This window comes from Streptomyces sp. NPDC085946 (genome assembly GCF_044540485.1).
Taxonomy (GTDB): Bacteria; Actinomycetota; Actinomycetes; order Streptomycetales; family Streptomycetaceae; genus Streptomyces.
The window spans coordinates 354,230-371,506 of the sequence record NZ_JBITSF010000004.1; the positions used below are offsets into that span (position 1 = coordinate 354,230).

The following is a 17,277-nucleotide window of genomic DNA, read 5'->3' on the forward strand; positions in this document are numbered from 1 at the left end:
TCCGGGGCCCACCACTCGGGCGGCGGTGCCGCACGGCACGCTGCCGATGCCGGCTCCCGGGGCCGCGGCGCGGGTCAGCGGCCGGTGCGGATCAGCCCCGTGAGGTAGCGCCACAGCGACGAGCGCTGCCGGGCGGACGGGTCCGGCACCGCCGGCCCGGCCGGCTCCGGCGCGGACTGCGCCTGCGCGGCGGCGGTCCCGTCCTCCGCCGGCCGCGCGGGCGCCGGGGCGAGCGCGTACCGCACGGGCAGCGAGCGCAGACCGCGCATGAACGGCGAGGACCGCCAGGGCAGTTGGTCGGCGGGGAGGGCGAGTTCCAGGTGGGCGAACCGCTCGGACAGGCGGCTCACCCCGACCGCCGCGACCGTGGACGCCAGTTCGCGCGCCGGGCACTGGCGGCCGCCCGCGCCCCAGGACAGGTGCGCCCGGGTGCTGATGGTGGTGCCCGACGCCGCGTGCCCGGCGAACAGCGGGTCGGCGTGCGCGGCGGCGGCGGAGACCCACACCGGGTCGCCCTCCCGGATCACGTAGTTCCCGAGCGGGGTGTCCTTCGCCGCGAAGCGCGGCACGAAGTTCACCAGCGGCGGCTTGCGCATCACGACCCGGTTCATCGTCTCCCTGACCATGCCGGCGGAGAGGCTGGCGCGCACGCCGCCGTCCCCCGTGACGACCTCGACCACGGTGTTGGAGATGAGGATGCCGACGTGGTCGGAGGTCATGCCGAGCAGCATGAAGAGCTCACGGGCGAGTTCGTCGAGCGAGAGGTCCGGGTGCGCGGCGAGCAGGTGGGAGGGGAAGTCGTCGCCCGGCGTCCGCAGTTTCACCGCGGCGAGTTCCGCGAGGGCGGCCAGCAGCCGCTCCAGGGCGGGCTCGGCGTCCGGGCCCGCGTCCAGCACCCGCCACATGTCCATCAGGGCGTCGTCGCCCTGCGAACCGGGGAAGCCGAGCAGGTGACTGGCGACCATCAGGGGCAGCGGCCGGGAGAACTGGGCCGAGAGGTCCGCCACCCCGGTGGTGCCGCCTTCCTCCAGCAGCGTGATCAGTTCGTCGGCGTAGGCGGTGACGGCCGTCCTCAGCCGCTTGGCCTGGGGGTGGCGCGGGTCCTGGAAGGGCTTGAGGGCCGCGTCCCACGCCTGCCGCAGCGGCCGGTATCCGGGACCGCCCTGGATCAGCACGTGGTTGACCTCCAGGGACGGCCCCAGCGGCCAGTCCGCCGGGATTCGGCCCTCCGTGCGGGCCCGCCAGTTCTCCAGGCCCTTGGGCCAGGCGTCGTCGTCCTGGAGCACCTCCAGGGCCTCGCGGTAGCCGAGCACCAGCCAGGCGGGCACGCCCAGCAGGTCGACCGGCGCGACCGGACCGTGCCGCTCCCTGAGCCGCTCGTACACCAGCGCGGGGCGCGCCTCGTAGTCCCGGGTCAGCAGCGGTTCGGGAGTCATCGTCTCCAACCGGATGTCGTCCAGGTCCACGGATCCGCCGTCACCCCTCTGGAATCGCCTCGTCTGGCCGCCGTCCGGCACCGCCCGTACCGGTGCGGCTCCGGTCGGTGGCCGGGAACGGTGGGGACCTTACCCCAGGGGGTGATCTTGGGTGAACGACGGGTGGATCGCGGGCCGGCCGCGGGGGTCGGGGCGGTGCCCGCCCGGTGGGTCAGCCCAGGAAGCTGAGGCGCACCGTGCGGTCGGGGTTGTCCTTGTTGGTGTCCACCAGGCACACCGACTGCCAGGTCCCGAGCTCCAGCCGGCCGCCGATCACCGGGAGCGTGGCGTGCGGCGGGACGAAGGCGGGCAGGACGTGGTCGCGGCCGTGGCCGGGGCTGCCGTGGCGGTGCTGCCAGCGGTCGTCGGCGGGCAGCAGGGTGTGCAGGGCGGCGAGGAGGTCGTCGTCGCTGCCGGCGCCCGTCTCGATGACGGCGATGCCGGCGGTGGCGTGCGGGACGAAGACGTTGAGCAGGCCGTCGCGGCCGGCCGCCACCTCCCGCAGGAAGGACTCGCAGTCCCGCGTGAGGTCGACGACCCGCTCGGCGGAACCGGTGGTGACGTTCAGGACGCGTGTGGTGAAGGCATCGGACATGCCTCCATCCTGACGCACGCGCGCGCCGCGCCGGCCGCGCCGCACCATCGGGCCGGTCCCGCCGCCGGCGGCGCGGCAACTCCTCGGCGGCACCGGCGTACCGGCCCCGGACGTGCCCGGCCCGGCCGCCGGCACCGGATCCGCCCTGCGGGCCGTGCCGTTCGCGGGGCCCGTCCCGCCGTTCGTCATCCGGTCCGGCGTGGGCGGGACGCCGCAGGCTCCTCGTCACGCTCGGTGTGACGTTCCCGCTCCGCGTCGGCGTCCACGCCGGAATCCGCGGCGTGGACGCCCGGTTGACCGAGGCCGGGGAGTCGCTCGGGTTCTCGCGGTGGGGCCGGTGCGGCACGTCGCGCCGCCGGGCGCGCTCGGCGGTGGAGCGGCTCCAACCGGGTAGCCGGCCGGGCGAGTTCGTCGCGCCGCTCGGGAACGGCGGGTGCGGGAAGCCGATGCCGCCGCGCATCCCGGCCGGCTCGGCCGCGGCATCGGGGCACGGTGCCCGTGCCGCCGCGGGGCCGTCGCCTTCCGGGCGCCGGGGCCGCCGCCGTGGAAGAAGGTGCGGCGCGCCGTGCCGCTCGGGCTGCCCCGAAAGGACGTGGAGGGTGCACCCGGGCGCGCTCGACGCGCTCGCCCGGATCAGGACCTCGGAGGGGAGCGTGACGGGACCGTGCGTCTCCGCGGGCCGCTGGAGGGGTGCCGCCCGGCGGGAAGTTCCGCGCCGCCCGCGGGGTTGGGAGAGGCGTGAACGTCATCCGTGAGGTCGAGGCGGTCGTCATCGGCGCGGGCCAGGCCGGACTGGCCGCCGCCTACCACCTGCGGCGCGCCGGCTTCGAGCCGGACCGCGACTTCGTGGTGCTGGACCACTCCCCCGGACCGGGCGGCGCCTGGCAGTTCCGGTGGCCGTCGCTGACCTACGGCAAGGTGCACGGCATGCACGCGCTGCCCGGCATGGAGCTGACCGGCGCCGATCCCGGGCGGCCGTCCGCCGAGGTGATCTCCGAGTACTTCGCCGCGTACGAGCGGACCTTCGGCCTGCGGGTCCGGCGGCCCGTCGACGTGCGGGCCGTGCGCGAGGGGGACGGCGGGCGGCTGCTGGTCGAGACCTCGGCCGGGACCTGGGCGACGCGGGCGCTGATCAACGCGACGGGCACGTGGGACCGGCCGTTCTGGCCGCGCTACCCCGGGCAGGAGACCTTCCGGGGGCGGCAGCTGCACACCGCGCAGTACGCCGGGCCCGAGGAGTTCGCGGGGCTGCGGGTCGTGGTGGTGGGCGGCGGTGCCTCGGGCACGCAGCACCTGCTGGAGCTCGCTCCGTACGCCGCGGCCACGACGTGGGTGACCCGGCGGCCGCCGGTCTTCCGTGAGGGGCCCTTCGACGAGGACGCGGGCCGGGCGGCCGTCGCGCTCGTGGCGGAGCGGGTGCGGCGGGGCCTGCCGCCGAGGAGTGTCGTCTCGGTCACGGGACTGCCGCTGAACGACGCCGTCCGGCAGGGCATCGCGGACGGAGTGCTGGACCGCCTGCCGGTGTTCGACCGGATCACGCCCGACGGGGTGGAGTGGGCGGACGGACGGCGTGTGGCGGCCGACGTCATCCTGTGGGCGACCGGGTTCCGGGCCGCCCTCGACCACCTCGCCCCGCTGCGGCTGCGCGGGCCGGGCGGCGGCATCCGCGTCGAGGGGACGCGGGTGGTCGCCGACCCGCGGATCCACCTCGTCGGCTACGGGCCGTCGGCCAGCACCGTCGGCGCCAACCGGGCCGGCCGCGCGGCCGTACGGGACATCAGGCGGCTGCTGGACGGGGAGGCGGTCGCCGCGTGACGGCGGCCGGTCCCGGCCCGGGTCCCGGCCGCGGCTTCCGTCGCGGCTCGGGCCGCGGGGCGGCCCCGCCCGGTCACTTCGGTGTGCCCGCGCTCTTCTGCTGGGCGTTGAATTCGGTGACGTTGCGCTGGTGCTCCGCGTAGTCGGCGGTGAAGCGGGTGTCCCCCGGCTTGACCGTGACGAAGTACAGCCAGTCGCCCGGGGTGGGGTTGATCGCGGCCCGCACCGCGTCCTCGCCGGGGTTGGCGATGGGCGTGGGCGGCAGGCCCATGCGCTGGTAGGAGTTGTAGGGGCTGTCGACGCGCGTGTCGGCGTCGGTGGTGGTGAGGGTGGTGCGGTCGAGCGCGTAGTTGAGGGTCGAGTCCATCTGGAGCGGCATGCCGCGTTCGAGCCGGTTGAAGATCACCCGGGCGACCTTGCCCATGTCGGCCTTGGTGGCCGCCTCCGCCTGGACGATGCTGGCGATGGTGACCGCCTGGTAGACGTTCATGGCGTTGCGCTGCGCGCCCGCGGCGATCGGCGCCCCGTTGAACCGCTTGGTGGCGGTGTCGACCATGAGCGACAGCAGGCGCTCCGGCGTCGCCTTCTCGTCCAGCGGGTAGGTCGCCGGGAAGAGGTAGCCCTCGGGGTTGCCCTCCGCGTCGTTCGGCAGCTTCAGGTCCGCCTTGGCCAGGGACTTCTTCGTGGTGCCCGGGGGCAGGGCGAGCGCCTTGTCGACGGCGCCGTACACCTGGCTCGCGCGCCAGCCCTCGGGGACGGTCAGCCGGGTGGGTCTGGCCGGTCCGTCGTCCCGGAGGGTCAGCAGCGGCACCGCCACGGCGGTGCCGGCCACGACGGCGCCGGTCGCGATGAGGGTGATGCGGCCCCGGCGCGTCAGTCGGATCGTGCTCCTCGAGCTCCGTGGCGGAGTGTTCGTCTGCATGCGGGCACGGTAACCCGTATAAGCTGACAAACCCGGCATATCTTCATCTTGTCGGCTCCAGTTGAGCGTCTCGGCGTACCAGCGCCGCGTAGCGCCCGTTCCGTTCCAACAGCTCCTCGTGGCTGCCCCGTTCGACCGCGCGCCCGGAGTCGAGGACCACGATCTGGTCGGCGCCGCGGACGGTGGACAGCCGGTGCGCGATGGTGAGGGTGGTGCGGTCGGCCGACAGGGCGTCGATGGCCTCCTGGACCGCGGCCTCCGTACGGGTGTCCAGCGCGCTGGTGGCCTCGTCGAGGATGAGGACCGGCGGGTCGCGCAGGATGGTGCGGGCGATGGCCAGGCGCTGCTTCTCGCCGCCGGAGAAGCGGTGGCCGCGCTCGCCGACGACGGTGTCGTAGCCGTCGGGCAGCGACGCGATGTGGTCGTGGATCTGGGCCGCCCGGGCCGCCGCCCGGAGCTCCTCGTCGGTGGCGTCGGGCTTGGCGAAGCGCAGGTTGTCGGCGACCGAGGCGTGAAAGAGGTACGTCTCCTGCGAGACGACGCCGACCGCGCGGGCCAGGGTGTCGAAGTCCAGGTCGCGGACGTCGACCCCGTCGAGCGTCACGCGGCCGCCGGTCACGTCGTACAGCCGGGGCACGAGGTAGCCGAGCGTGGACTTGCCGGCGCCGGTCGGGCCGACGACGGCGAGGCTGCCGCCGGCGGGGACGGTGAGGTCGATGCCGTCGAGGACGGGAGCGGCCCTGCCGTCGCCACCCCGGTCGCCGGCCTTGCCGGCCGCTTCCCCGGCGCTCGCGTCGCCGGCCGGGGCATGGTCCGCCGGGTCGTAGTGGAAGGTGACGTTCTCGAAGCGGATCTCGCCCTTGACGCGGTCGAGGCGGACCGGGTCCTCACGCTCGGTGATGTCGATCGGCAGGTCCAGGTACTCGAAGATGCGCTGGAAGAGCGCCAGCGAGGCCTGGATCTGGACGCCGGTCGACAGCAGGCTCACGGCAGGGCGGAACAGGCCCTGCTGGAGCGAGACGAAGGCGACGAGGGTGCCGATGGACACCTGCGGGCCGCCGAGCTGGAGGGCCATGCCGGCGGTCCAGTAGATGACGGCGGGCAGCGCGGCCATGACGATCGTGATGACGGCCATGCGCCAGCGGCCGGCCATGCTCGACCGCACCTCCAGGTCCACCAGCCGCTCGGACTCCTCGGCGAAGGACCGGGTCAGCGAGTCGGAGCGGCCCATCGTGCGGCCGAGCAGGATGCCGCTGACGGACAGCGACTCGGTGACGGTGGCGGCCATCACGGCCATCTGCTTCTGGCGCCGCGTGGTGATCTTCTTGCGCTCGTCGCCGACCCGGCGGCTGATCCACACGAACACCGGCAGCAGGACGAGCGAGACCACGGTCAGCCGCCAGTCGAGGGCGATCATCGCGACGATCGTGGCGATCACGCTGGTGGCGTTGGAGACGAGCGAGGTCGCGGTGGAGGTGACGGTGGCCTGCATGCCGCCGATGTCGTTGGCGATGCGGGACTGCACCTCGCCGGTGCGCGTGCGCGTGAAGAAGGCGAGGGACATGCGCTGCAGCCGGCCGTAGACGGCGGTGCGCAGGTCGTGCATGACGCGCTGGCCGACCGTCGTGGAGATCAGCGTCTGGAGCACACCGAAGACGCTGGTCAGGACGGCGCTGACGATCATGCCCGCGGCGAGCAGGGTCAGCAGGCCCGTGCGGCCCTCGGGGATCGCGACGTCGAGGATCGCCTTCAGCAGGAAGGGCGTGGCGACCGAGACCAGCGACGAGGCGGCGACGAGCAGGCCGACGATCGCGAGCCGGCCCCGGTAGGGGCGGAAGAGCCGCAGGATGCGGCGCACCTGCCGGGGCTGCTCGGGCGCGTCGGCGGGTGGTGTCCAGGCGGGTGGCTGGTCGGGATGCATGGGCTCCTACGGAGGTGAGCGGGCGCCGGCCGGGGCGCCGGCCGGCGAGGACTGACGGAGCTTAGCTCATTGTTACCTATACTCACAATGAACGACATCCTGATATTGTTCCCGCATGACCAGCCCCGACTCCGACGGCCTGCTCGCCGAGCAGTTGCTGCGGCTCACCCGCCGGGTGCACCGCATCCAGAAGCGCCATCTCCACCAGCGCGACCTCGGCATCACCCCGGCCCAGTCCCGGCTGCTGCGCACCCTCGCGCACTACGGTTCGCCACCGCGCATGGCCGATCTGGCCGAGCGGCTGGAGGTGGTGCCGCGGGCCGTGACGACGCTGGTCGACGGGCTGGAGGCGCACGGCGCGGTCCGCCGGGTCCCCGACCCGGCCAACCGCCGGGTGATCCGGATCGAACTCACGGACGACGGCCACAAGGTGCTGCGCGAGCTGCACGACGCGCGCCGCTCCGCCGCCGAGGAGATCCTCGCCCCGCTGACGGACGCGCAGCGCGAGGTCCTCGGGGGCTTGCTGGACACGCTGATCGACGGGGCGCCGGTCCGCTCCTGCTGACCTGGCCGACGAGCGCGGGTCCGCCCCTGCCGAGCTGACCGGCGGGGCGCCGGTCCTCTCCCGCTGACGCTGGTCCGGCGGTCGGCGGCCGGCGGTCGGCGGCCGGTGGTCGGCGGCCGGTGGTCGGCGGCCGGTGGTCGGTGGTCGGTGGTCGGCGGCGGCCCTCGGACGCGGCAGGGGCGCGTCGGCGGCGCACCGGGCGGGGTCAATGACGCACCAGGCAGAACGGGTGTCACGCCGGATCGGCATAGACCCGCCGGCCGCGCCCGTCCGTACCGCCGTCCGGCGGACGGGCGCCCCGGGCGAGGACTTGGTCGTGCGGGCGGTCCGGGTCCGCGACGTCGAAGCCGAAGCCGAAGCCGAAGCCGAAGCCGAAGCCGAGGTGGAACTGCCGCGGACGGGCCGGGTGCGGCCACCGCGGCGGCCGGAAGTCCGTGACCCGCCGGAACGCCGGCACCAGGCCGGACGGCGTGTGCGGCGTCGACCGGTCCTCGCCGAGGACCCCGGGGGTCGGGGGCGGGGGCGGCGGCGCAGGGGTGCGGCGGTCTGGGGCGACCGGTGCGGGGATCGGTGTCCGCAAAGGGCGGTGTCCATAAAGGCCGGTGTCCGCGGGGGTCGGTGTCGGCGGGGGTCGGCCCACGAAGTCGGCATCGGCATCGGCATCGGCATCGGCGATGCCCCTAGCCGGTTCTGTGCGGTCGTGGGGAAAACCGTTTGCGCCCGGACACGCTGCGACGCGAACCTGTCACGGCCTGTCGCTCCGCTCCGCGGTCCCCGCCGCCTCCGTTCCGCACCGCTCGACCACTTCTCGCCCCCTCCCCCGCACCGTCCCTCGCACCGCTCCGGCCCGCCTCCACCGTTCTTTCTCCCCACCGATCCCTGACACGAGCCACTGGGACCTCATGCGTATTCAAGACCTCCCGTATCCCGACCCGGGTGTGCCGGACGCACGCTCGGGCCCCCGACTGCTGTGGTGGCTCTTCCGGAAGCAGCTGGGCGGACAGCTCAAGTCGCTGGCCTGGGGACTGCTGCACTTCACCGCCGTCTCCGCGCTGCCGTTCTGCGTCGGCCTCGCCGTGCAGGCCGTGGTGGACCGCTCCGGCACCCGGCTGGCCCAGGCGGGCGGCCTGCTGGCGCTGGTCTGCGCCGCGAACGCGGTCGGCGACACCTTCCTGCACCGCACCGCCGTCACCAACTGGATCACGGCGGCCGCCCGCGTCCAGCAGCTGCTCGCCCGCAAGGCCGCCCGGCTGGGCTCCGCGCTGACCCGGCGGGTCGCCGCCGGTGAGGTCGTGGCCGTCTCGACGGGCGACGTCGAGAGGATCGGCTGGTTCGTGGAGGCGCTGTCCCGGTTCACCGCGGCGGCCGTCACCCTCGTGCTGGTCTGCGCGGGCCTGGTCGTCTACCAGCCGGCGCTCGGCGTGGTCGTCGCCGTGGGCCTGCCCGTCCTCGCCCTCGCCGTGCTGCCCCTGCTGCCCCGCGCCACCCGGCGCGCCGACGTCCAGCGCGAGAAGGCGGGCCGCGCCACCGAGCTCGCCTCCGACACCGTCGCGGGACTGCGCGTGCTGCGCGGCATCGGCGGCGAGGAGCTGTTCCTGGACCGCTACCGCCGCGCCTCTCAGGAGGTCCGCCACGCGGCCGTGCGCAGCGCCCGGATGTGGTCCCTGATCTCCGCCGTCCAGGTCCTGCTGCCGGGGCTGCTGCTGATCGCGGTGGTCTGGTACGGCGTGCACCTGTCCCGGCAGGGCCGCGTCACCGTCGGCGAACTGGTCACCGTCTACAGCTCGGTCATGATCCTCACCTACCCGCTGCGGCACTTCGAGGAGATCGCCATGGCGTACTCCTTCTCCCGGCCCTCCGCCAGGCGGGCCGCGGGCGTGCTGGCGCTGGAACGGGCCACGGACAGCACCGGGACCCGCGCCGCCGACCCGCCCTCCGGAGACCTGTACGACCCGGCCACCGGTCTGCTCGCCCCCGCCGGCCGGTTCACCGCCGTGGTGTGCGGCGACCCGGACGCCGCCGGGCGGCTGGCGGAGCGGCTCGGCGGACACCCCTCGGAGGAGGGCCCCTCCGCCCTGCTGGGCGGCGTACCGCTCGACGAGCTGCCCCTGCACACCGCCCGCACGGCCGTCCTGGTCCAGGACAAGGACCCGGTCCTGCTGTCCGGCTCCCTGCGCGAACTGCTCGACGTGCCCGCCTCGGGCGCCGTCGGGACGGACGCGGCCCTGGCGGCCGCGCAGTGCGACGACGTGCTGGCGGCGCTCGCGCAGAACTCGCTCGACGCCGGCGATCCGCTCGACGCCCGGATCACCGAACGCGGCCGGTCGCTGTCCGGCGGCCAGCGCCAGCGCCTCGCCCTGGCCCGGTCGCTGGTCACCGACCCGGAGGTGCTCGTCCTGGACGAGCCGACCTCGGCGGTCGACTCGCACACCGAGGCGCGCATCGCCCAGGGCGTCCGGGACCTGCGCGCCGGGCGCACGACCGTGGTGTTCACCTCCTCGCCGCTGCTGCTGGACCGCGCGGACCGGGTCGTGTTCCTGCACGACGGGTCCGTCGTCGCGGCCGGCGGGCACCGCGAGCTGCTGGGCACCGAGCCCCGGTACCGGGCGGTGGTGACCCGCGAGACCGACGACGAGGCCGTCCCCGGCGACGTCCTGGACCGGAACCACGTCCCGCACCGACGGGAAGAGATCGAGGAGACAGCATGATCGGCGTGGCGCCACCGGCCTACGACCCGGCGGCCCCGACGACGGCGAGCACCCTGCCCGTCGGGGCGCCCGCGACCGTCCGCGCGTACGTGACCGAGCTGCTGCGCCGGCACCGCCGGGCCTTCCTCCTGCTCGTCGCCGTCAACACGGTGGCCGTCGTCGCCTCGATGGCCGGCCCCTACCTGCTCGGCGGGCTGGTGGAGCGCGTCTCGGACGGCTCCGCGGCCCGGGAGCTCCGTCTGGAGCTGACCGCCGGCCTGTTCGTGCTCGCACTGGTCGTGCAGGCCCTGTTCGTACGGCAGGTGCGGCTGCGCGGCGCGATGCTCGGCGAGCGGATGCTGGCCGACCTGCGCGAGGACTTCCTCGTCCGGTCGGTCGGACTGCCGCCGGGGGTGCTGGAGCGGGCCGGGACGGGCGACCTGCTGTCCCGGATCACCACGGACATCGACCGGCTCGCCAACGCGATGCGCGAGGCCGTGCCCCAGCTGGCGATCGGCGTGGTGTGGGCGGCGCTGCTGCTGGGCGGGCTGGTCGTCACGGCACCTCCGCTGGCGCCCGCCGTCCTGCTCGCCGTCCCGCTGCTGGTGGCCGGCTGCCGCTGGTACTTCCGGCGGGCGCCCTCGGCGTACCGCGCGGAGTCCGCCGGGTACGCCTCCGTGGCCGCCGCGCTCGCCGAGACCGTGGACGCCGGGCGCACCGTCGAGGCCCACCGCCTCGGCGACCGCCGCATCGCGCTGTCGGAGCGGCGGATCGCGCAGTGGACGGCCTGGGAGCGCTACACCCTGTGGCTGCGCTCCGTGCTCTTCCCGGTCGTCAACGTCACCCACGTGACGGTGCTCGGCTCGGTCCTCATGATCGGCGGCGTGTTCGTCCTGCAGGGCTGGATCGGTGTCGGCCAGTTGACCACGGGCGCGCTGCTCGCCCAGATGCTCGTCGACCCCGTGGGCCTCGTCCTGCGCTGGTACGACGAACTCCAGGTGGCCCACGTGTCGCTCGCACGGCTGGTCGGCGTCCGGGACATCGAGCCCGGCGCCGGCGATCCCGCCCTCGCCCCCGACGGACGCCACCTGCACGCGGACCGGGTGCGCTTCGGCTACCTCGACGGCGTGGACGTGCTGCGCCGGGTGTCCCTGGAGGTCGCGCCCGGCACCAGGCTGGCGCTGGTCGGGCCCTCCGGCGCGGGCAAGTCCACCCTGGGCCGGCTGCTCGCCGGGATCTACGCGCCCCGGGACGGCCGGATCACCCTGGGCAGCGCCGAACTGTCCCGGATGACCGCGGAACGGGTCCGCGCCCACGTGGCCCTCGTCAACCAGGAGCACCACGTCTTCGTGGGGTCCCTGCGCGACAACCTCCGGCTCGCCCGCGCCGACGCCACCGACGCCGAGCTGTGGGCGGCGCTCGGCGCGGTCGACGCGGACGGCTGGGCCCGCGCGCTCGACGACGGCCTGGACGCCGAGGTCGGCTCGGGCGGCCAGGCCCTCACCCCGGCCCAGGCCCAGCAGGTCGCGCTGGCCCGGCTGGTGCTGGCCGACCCGCACACACTGGTCCTGGACGAGGCGACCTCCCTGCTCGACCCGCGGGCGGCCCGCCACCTGGAGCGGTCCCTGGCCCGCGTCCTGGACGGCCGCACGGTCGTCGCCATCGCCCACCGGCTGCACACCGCCCACGACGCGGACGTCATCGCCGTCGTCGAGAACGGCCGGATCAGCGAGCTGGGCAGCCACGACGACCTGGTCGCGGCGGACGGGGCGTACGCGGCCCTGTGGCGCTCCTGGCACGGGTAGGGCGGAGCCGGGCGCCGGGCCGGGACCCCCGGCGCCCGGCTCCGCGGTCGTGGACGCCCCGCCCCGCGCCGCCGGCCGCGTACCCGGGCCGGGTCCGTGCCGTTGCGCGGTTGCGAACCGGGGTGGAAGGCTGGACTCGGGCACCGGCTCGGGGAACGCCCGGAGACCACACGATCCGGCGACGGGCGGCGCCAGTGCCCCGTGCAGCGGCGGCCCCCGGCGGGCCGCGGTGACAACGGGTTCGTCCCCACCCCCTGGAGGTATCCGTGAACAGCTCCGACGGATGGGGAGACGACGTCTACCAGCCCCAGCAGGACGGGCAGCTCGAGGACACGGGCGTGCTCGACACCGAGGACACCCTGGCGTTCGAGGGCACCGACGATCCCCTCGACCCGGGCTGGTCCCCTCCCGAGCGGCCCTGGGCCGTGGAACACGTCGGTGTGACGGCCGCGGAGCGCCTGCGCGGGGAGACGCTGGACCAGCGGCTCGCCGAAGAACTGCCGGACGTCGGCGTGCCCGACGGCGACGGCCTCGGCGACACCCAGGACACCGACGGCGAACTGCTGGACAACGAGGTCGGCGCCCGTCGCTCCGGCCGTCTCGTGGCACCCGACGAGGGGGTGCACGAGGACGACGAGCCCGCGCTGGTCGCCCGGGACGTCGGCATCGACGGCGCGGCCGCCTCCGCCGAGGAGGCCGCCGTGCACATCGTCGACGAGGACACCCTGCCCGGCTGACCCGCCCGCCGCCCCCGGCCCGGCCACGTCCCACCGGCCGCGCCCTTTCCCTGCCCCGCCTCGATCCCAGTCGCCCGAGGAGCCTTCATGCAGCAGGACAAGCACCCCGACTACCACCCCGTCGTCTTCCGCGACCGCGCCGCCGGGTACGCCTTCCTCACCCGGTCCACCGCGTCCAGCCACGAGACCATCGAGTGGGACGACGGCGAGACCTACCCGGTCGTGGACGTGGAGATCTCCTCGGAGAGCCACCCCTTCTACACGGGCAAGGCCCGGACGGTGGACACGGAGGGCCGCGTCGCCCGCTTCGAACGGCGCTACGGCGGCTCCGGCCAGGACGCCGCGGGCGGCTGAGCCCCGCGCGGTGCTCAGATGACGTTGAGCGCCGCCGCGCAGCCCACTCCGCCGAGCAGCATGAACGCCGGCATCAGCACCTTCAGCTCGACCCAGCTGCCCGCCCGGAACCGCATGGCCTTCGGCGGGCCCACCGGGTACCAGCGCTTGCGTCCCACCGGGATGGGCCACAGGACCGGGCAGCCGGAGACGGTCAGCGCGTCGCCGAGGTCGTGCACCAGCGCCCCCAGCACCACGGGCAGCCCCAGCCACAGGTACTCCTGGCCCGGCTCCGTGAAGAGCCAGTCGGCGCCGTTGCCCGGCTGGTCCAGGATCCCCGCGATGATCCACGCGGTGGCCGCCGCCAGCAGCCACACCAGGACGTCGCTGCTGGAGCCGCGGGTCGCCCGCCACAGCAGCCCTTCTATCGCCAGCACCAGGTGCGCGAAGAGGATAGCCAGCACCGCCCAGCGACCGCCCGTGATCGCCAGGGTCGAGGTGCCCAGGCCGATCAGGACGGCCCACAGCCAGGTGTGCGTGAGCGTGCGGTGCCCGCCGGAGCGGCGCGGGTCGCCCTGCTTCTTCGTCGCCTTGTAGACGGCGTACGACAGCTTGTCGACGATCTCGCACAGCCAGCGCGACAGGGGTCCGAAGGCCCGCGAGATGGTGGCGGCCTTGTGGTCGAGGTCCGGGGCGAGTGCGGCGCCCGCGCAGATCAGGGCACCGCACAGCAGGACCGGCCAGGGCATCGGACGCCCGGCCGCGGCGACCGCCGCACCGACGCCGAGCCAGGCCGCGGCGCCCGACAGTGAGTGTGCTGGTCCCATCATCGCCGCTGCCCGCCCCATTCCTCGTGTGCCGCCGACCGGTTGACCGGGGGCGTGGACGCTCCGCCGGCGGGACAGCGTACCGTTCGCGATCTTCGGACCGGCATCCGATTGCCGCATCGGGCGGGAGGCCAGGCAAGATGGGTCCGTGACCCTCATCGATCAGCTGCCGCCGACCGCCGACCCCGACGCCCTGTACGAAGCCTTCGAGTCGTGGGCGCAGGAGCGCGGGCTCACCCTCTATCCCCACCAGGAGGAGGCGCTGATCGAGGTGGTCTCCGGGGCGAACGTGATCGTGTCCACGCCCACGGGGTCCGGCAAGAGCATGATCGCCGCGGGTGCGCACTTCGCCGCGCTGGCCCGGGACGAGGTCACCTTCTACACCGCGCCGATCAAGGCGCTGGTGTCGGAGAAGTTCTTCGAGTTGTGCAAGCTCTTCGGCACCGAGAACGTCGGCATGCTGACCGGCGACGCGTCCGTCAACGCCGACGCCCCGGTCATCTGCTGCACCGCCGAGGTGCTGGCGTCGATCGCGCTGCGGGACGGCAGGCACGCGGACGTCGGCCAGGTCGTCATGGACGAGTTCCACTTCTACGCGGAGCCGGACCGGGGCTGGGCCTGGCAGATCCCGCTGCTGGAGCTGCCGCAGGCGCAGTTCGTCCTCATGTCGGCGACCCTCGGTGACGTGTCCTTCTTCGAGAAGGACCTCTCCCGCCGCACGGGCCGCCCGACGACGGTGGTCCGCTCGGCGACCCGCCCCGTGCCCCTCTCCTACGAGTACCGCTACACCCCGCTGACGGAGACGCTCACCGACCTGCTGGCCGCCCGGCAGGCGCCGGTCTACATCGTGCACTTCACGCAGGCGCAGGCCGTGGAGCGGGCGCAGGCGCTGATGAGCATCAACATGTGCACGCGCGAGGAGAAGGACCGGATCGCCGAGCTGATCGGCAACTTCCGCTTCACCACGAAGTTCGGCCGCAACCTCTCCCGTTACGTGCGGCACGGCATCGGAGTGCACCACGCCGGCATGCTGCCCAAGTACCGGCGGCTGGTGGAGAAACTCGCCCAGGCCGGCCTGCTGAAGGTCATCTGCGGCACGGACACCCTCGGCGTGGGCGTCAACGTGCCCATCCGCACGGTGCTGTTCACGGCGCTGACGAAGTACGACGGCAACCGGGTGCGGACCCTGCGCGCGCGTGAGTTCCACCAGATCGCGGGCCGCGCCGGCCGCGCGGGCTTCGACACCGAGGGCTTCGTCGTCGCCCAGGCGCCCGAGCACGTCATCGAGAACGAGAAGGCGCTCGCCAAGGCCGGCGACGACCCGAAGAAGCGCCGGAAGGTGGTGCGCAAGAAGGCGCCCGAGGGCTTCGTCGGCTGGACGGAGCAGACCTTCGAGAAGCTCATCGAGTCCGAGCCGGAGCCCCTGACGTCCCGTTTCCGGGTGACGCACACGATGCTGCTGTCGGTGATCGCCCGGCCCGGCAACGCCTTCGAGGCGATGCGCCGCCTGCTGGAGGACAACCACGAGCCGCGCAAGCAGCAGCTGCGGCACATCCGGCGGGCGATCGCCATCTACCGCTCGCTGCTGGACGGCGGCATCGTCGAGAAGCTCGACGCGCCGGACGCCGAGGGCCGCATCGTCCGTCTCACCGTGGACCTCCAGCAGGACTTCGCGCTCAACCAGCCGCTGTCGACCTTCGCGCTCGCCGCGTTCGAGCTCCTCGACCCGGAGTCCCCGTCGTACGCGCTGGACATGGTGTCCGTGGTGGAGTCGACGCTGGACGACCCCCGGCAGATCCTCGCCGCCCAGCAGAACAAGGCGCGCGGCGAGGCCGTGGCCGCGATGAAGGCGGACGGCGTCGAGTACGAGGAGCGCATGGAGCGCCTCCAGGACATCACCTACCCCAAGCCCCTGGAAGAGCTGCTCTTCCACGCGTACAACACCTACCGCAAGAGCCACCCGTGGGTCGGCGACCATCCGCTGTCGCCGAAGTCCGTGGTGCGGGACATGTACGAACGGGCGCTGTCGTTCACGGAGTTGGTGTCCTTCTACGAGCTGGCCCGCACCGAGGGCATCGTGCTGCGCTACCTCGCCGGCGCCTACAAGGCCCTCGACCACACCATCCCCGACGACCTGAAGTCCGAGGACCTCCAGGACCTGATCGAGTGGCTCGGCGAGATGGTGCGCCAGGTCGACTCCAGCCTGCTGGACGAGTGGGAGCAGCTCGCCAACCCGGAGGAGATGACCGCCGAGGAGGCCCAGGAGAAGGCCGACGAGGTCAAGCCGGTCACCACGAACGCGCGTGCCTTCCGCGTCCTGGTCCGCAACGCCCTGTTCCGCCGCGTCGAGCTCGCGGCCCTCGACCAGGTCGGGGAACTGGGCGAGATGGACGCCGAGTCCGGCTGGGACGCCGAGGCGTGGGGCGAGGCGATGGACAAGTACTGGGACGAGTACGACGACCTGGGCACCGGGCCCGACGCGCGCGGCCCCAAGCTGCTCGTGATCCAGGAGGAGCCGCAGAACGGTCTGTGGCGCGTCCGCCAGATCTTCGACGACCCGAACGACGACCACGACTGGGGCATCAGCGCGGAGGTCGACCTGGCCGCCTCCGACGCGGAGGGCCGCGCGGTCGTCCGCGTCACCGACGTCGGCCAGCTGTGAGCAGCCGGCCGCCCGTGAGCTCAGGAGAATCCCACCCATGACGAATCCGGCCGAGAGCCTGGTCGCCCTGCTCGACCTGGAGCAGATCGAGGTCAACATCTTCCGTGGCCGCAGCCCGCAGGAGTCCCTGCAGCGGGTCTTCGGCGGCCAGGTGGCGGGCCAGGCGCTGGTCGCCGCCGGCCGCACCACGGAGGGCGACCGCCCGGTGCACTCGCTGCACGCGTACTTCCTGCGGCCGGGCCGGCCGGGGGTGCCGATCGTGTACCAGGTGGAGCGGGTGCGGGACGGCCGGTCGTTCACCACGCGCCGGGTCACCGCCGTGCAGCAGGGCCGCACGATCTTCAATCTCACCGCCTCCTTCCACCAGCCCGAACAGGGGAGCTTCGAGCACCAGCTGCCGCCGGCCCGCGAGGTCCCGGACCCCGAGTCGCTGCCGACGGTGACGGACGAGATCCGGGAGCACCTGGGCGCGCTGCCCGAGCAGCTGGAGCGGATGGCCCGCCGCCAGCCGTTCGACATCCGCTACGTGGACCGGCTGCGCTGGAGTGCCGAGGAGGTCAAGGACGCCGAGCCCCGCAGCGCCGTGTGGATGCGCGCGGTCGGGCCGCTGGGCGACGACCCGCTCGTGCACACCTGCGCGCTGACCTACGCCAGCGACATGACGCTCCTGGACGCCGTCCGCATCCCGGTCGAACCGCTGTGGGGTCCGCGGGGCTTCGACATGGCGTCGCTGGACCACGCCATGTGGTTCCACCGGCCGTTCCGCGCGGACGAGTGGTTCCTGTACGACCAGGAGTCGCCGATCGCCACGGGCGGACGGGGACTGGCCCGCGGCCGCATCTACGACCTGCAGGGCCGGCTGCTCGTCTCGGTCGTCCAGGAAGGGCTCTTCCGGGCCCTGTAGGGACCCGCCCGGTCGGCAGCGGCTCGTGG

The 17,277-nt window shown here is 74.0% G+C and carries 14 protein-coding genes; 8 read left to right on the forward strand and 6 right to left on the reverse strand.

Annotated elements, in window-relative coordinates; translation table 11 throughout:
* Positions 1 to 74: 74 nt before the first annotated feature.
* Both ACIF8T_RS11660 and ACIF8T_RS11665 read right to left on the reverse strand, forming a co-directional pair.
* Positions 75 to 1,436 (reverse strand): cytochrome, encoded by a 1,362-nt coding sequence (locus tag ACIF8T_RS11660; protein ID WP_400033939.1) that lies wholly within the window; start codon positions 1,434 to 1,436, stop codon positions 75 to 77.
* Positions 1,437 to 1,647: 211 nt separating this feature from the next.
* Entirely contained in the window at positions 1,648 to 2,070 is a 423-nt protein-coding gene (locus ACIF8T_RS11665; RefSeq protein ID WP_400033703.1) for a YjbQ family protein, read from the reverse strand.
* A 738-nt stretch (positions 2,071 to 2,808) separates the two neighbouring features.
* Between ACIF8T_RS11665 and ACIF8T_RS11670 the strand changes: the two genes are divergently transcribed.
* Entirely contained in the window at positions 2,809 to 3,885 is a 1,077-nt protein-coding gene (locus ACIF8T_RS11670) for an NAD(P)-binding domain-containing protein (RefSeq protein WP_400033705.1), read from the forward strand.
* A gap of 73 nt (positions 3,886 to 3,958) precedes the next feature.
* On the opposite strand, the gene mltG is transcribed toward ACIF8T_RS11670, so the two are convergent.
* The gene (gene mltG / locus ACIF8T_RS11675; RefSeq protein WP_400033707.1) at positions 3,959 to 4,807 is read right to left on the reverse strand and encodes an endolytic transglycosylase MltG; all 849 of its coding nucleotides are present in this window, start codon (positions 4,805 to 4,807) and stop codon (positions 3,959 to 3,961) included.
* Positions 4,808 to 4,850: 43 nt separating this feature from the next.
* The gene (locus ACIF8T_RS11680) at positions 4,851 to 6,728 is read right to left on the reverse strand and encodes an ABC transporter ATP-binding protein (RefSeq protein WP_400033709.1); all 1,878 of its coding nucleotides are present in this window, start codon (positions 6,726 to 6,728) and stop codon (positions 4,851 to 4,853) included.
* Positions 6,729 to 6,843: 115 nt separating this feature from the next.
* Here ACIF8T_RS11680 and ACIF8T_RS11685 point away from each other — a divergent pair, with 115 nt between their 5' ends.
* On the forward strand, positions 6,844 to 7,293 hold the full coding sequence (locus tag ACIF8T_RS11685; protein WP_400033711.1) for a MarR family winged helix-turn-helix transcriptional regulator: 450 nt from the start codon (positions 6,844 to 6,846) through the stop codon (positions 7,291 to 7,293).
* Positions 7,294 to 7,525: 232 nt separating this feature from the next.
* Here the strand turns inward: ACIF8T_RS11685 and ACIF8T_RS11690 are convergent, their stop codons facing one another.
* Positions 7,526 to 7,873, reverse strand: a complete 348-nt coding sequence (locus ACIF8T_RS11690) for a hypothetical protein (RefSeq protein ID WP_400033713.1) — start codon at positions 7,871 to 7,873, stop codon at positions 7,526 to 7,528.
* A gap of 322 nt (positions 7,874 to 8,195) precedes the next feature.
* On the opposite strand from ACIF8T_RS11690, the gene ACIF8T_RS11695 reads away from it, so the two are divergent.
* From ACIF8T_RS11695 to ACIF8T_RS11710, 4 genes are all read left to right on the forward strand, one after another.
* Positions 8,196 to 10,001, forward strand: a complete 1,806-nt coding sequence (locus ACIF8T_RS11695; RefSeq protein ID WP_400033715.1) for an ABC transporter ATP-binding protein — start codon at positions 8,196 to 8,198, stop codon at positions 9,999 to 10,001.
* Positions 9,998 to 11,785 carry an ABC transporter ATP-binding protein gene (locus ACIF8T_RS11700; RefSeq protein WP_400033717.1) on the forward strand — a complete coding sequence of 596 codons (1,788 nt, stop codon included), beginning with the start codon at positions 9,998 to 10,000 and terminating at the stop codon, positions 11,783 to 11,785. The genes ACIF8T_RS11695 and ACIF8T_RS11700 overlap by 4 nt, the downstream gene beginning before the upstream one ends.
* Before the next feature lie 266 nt (positions 11,786 to 12,051).
* The gene (locus tag ACIF8T_RS11705; protein ID WP_400033719.1) at positions 12,052 to 12,522 is read left to right on the forward strand and encodes a DUF5709 domain-containing protein; all 471 of its coding nucleotides are present in this window, start codon (positions 12,052 to 12,054) and stop codon (positions 12,520 to 12,522) included.
* An 87-nt stretch (positions 12,523 to 12,609) separates the two neighbouring features.
* Positions 12,610 to 12,876, forward strand: coding sequence for a type B 50S ribosomal protein L31 (locus ACIF8T_RS11710; RefSeq protein ID WP_400033721.1), 267 nt, complete (start codon positions 12,610 to 12,612; stop codon positions 12,874 to 12,876).
* A gap of 14 nt (positions 12,877 to 12,890) precedes the next feature.
* On the opposite strand, the gene ACIF8T_RS11715 is transcribed toward ACIF8T_RS11710, so the two are convergent.
* Entirely contained in the window at positions 12,891 to 13,685 is a 795-nt protein-coding gene (locus tag ACIF8T_RS11715) for a metal-dependent hydrolase (RefSeq protein ID WP_400033723.1), read from the reverse strand.
* Between the two features lie 145 nt (positions 13,686 to 13,830).
* On the opposite strand from ACIF8T_RS11715, the gene ACIF8T_RS11720 reads away from it, so the two are divergent.
* Positions 13,831 to 16,344 carry a DEAD/DEAH box helicase gene (locus ACIF8T_RS11720; protein ID WP_400033725.1) on the forward strand — a complete coding sequence of 838 codons (2,514 nt, stop codon included), beginning with the start codon at positions 13,831 to 13,833 and terminating at the stop codon, positions 16,342 to 16,344.
* Between the two features lie 37 nt (positions 16,345 to 16,381).
* Positions 16,382 to 17,248, forward strand: a complete 867-nt coding sequence (locus ACIF8T_RS11725) for an acyl-CoA thioesterase (protein WP_400033727.1) — start codon at positions 16,382 to 16,384, stop codon at positions 17,246 to 17,248.
* The last annotated feature ends 29 nt before the right edge of the window (positions 17,249 to 17,277 follow it).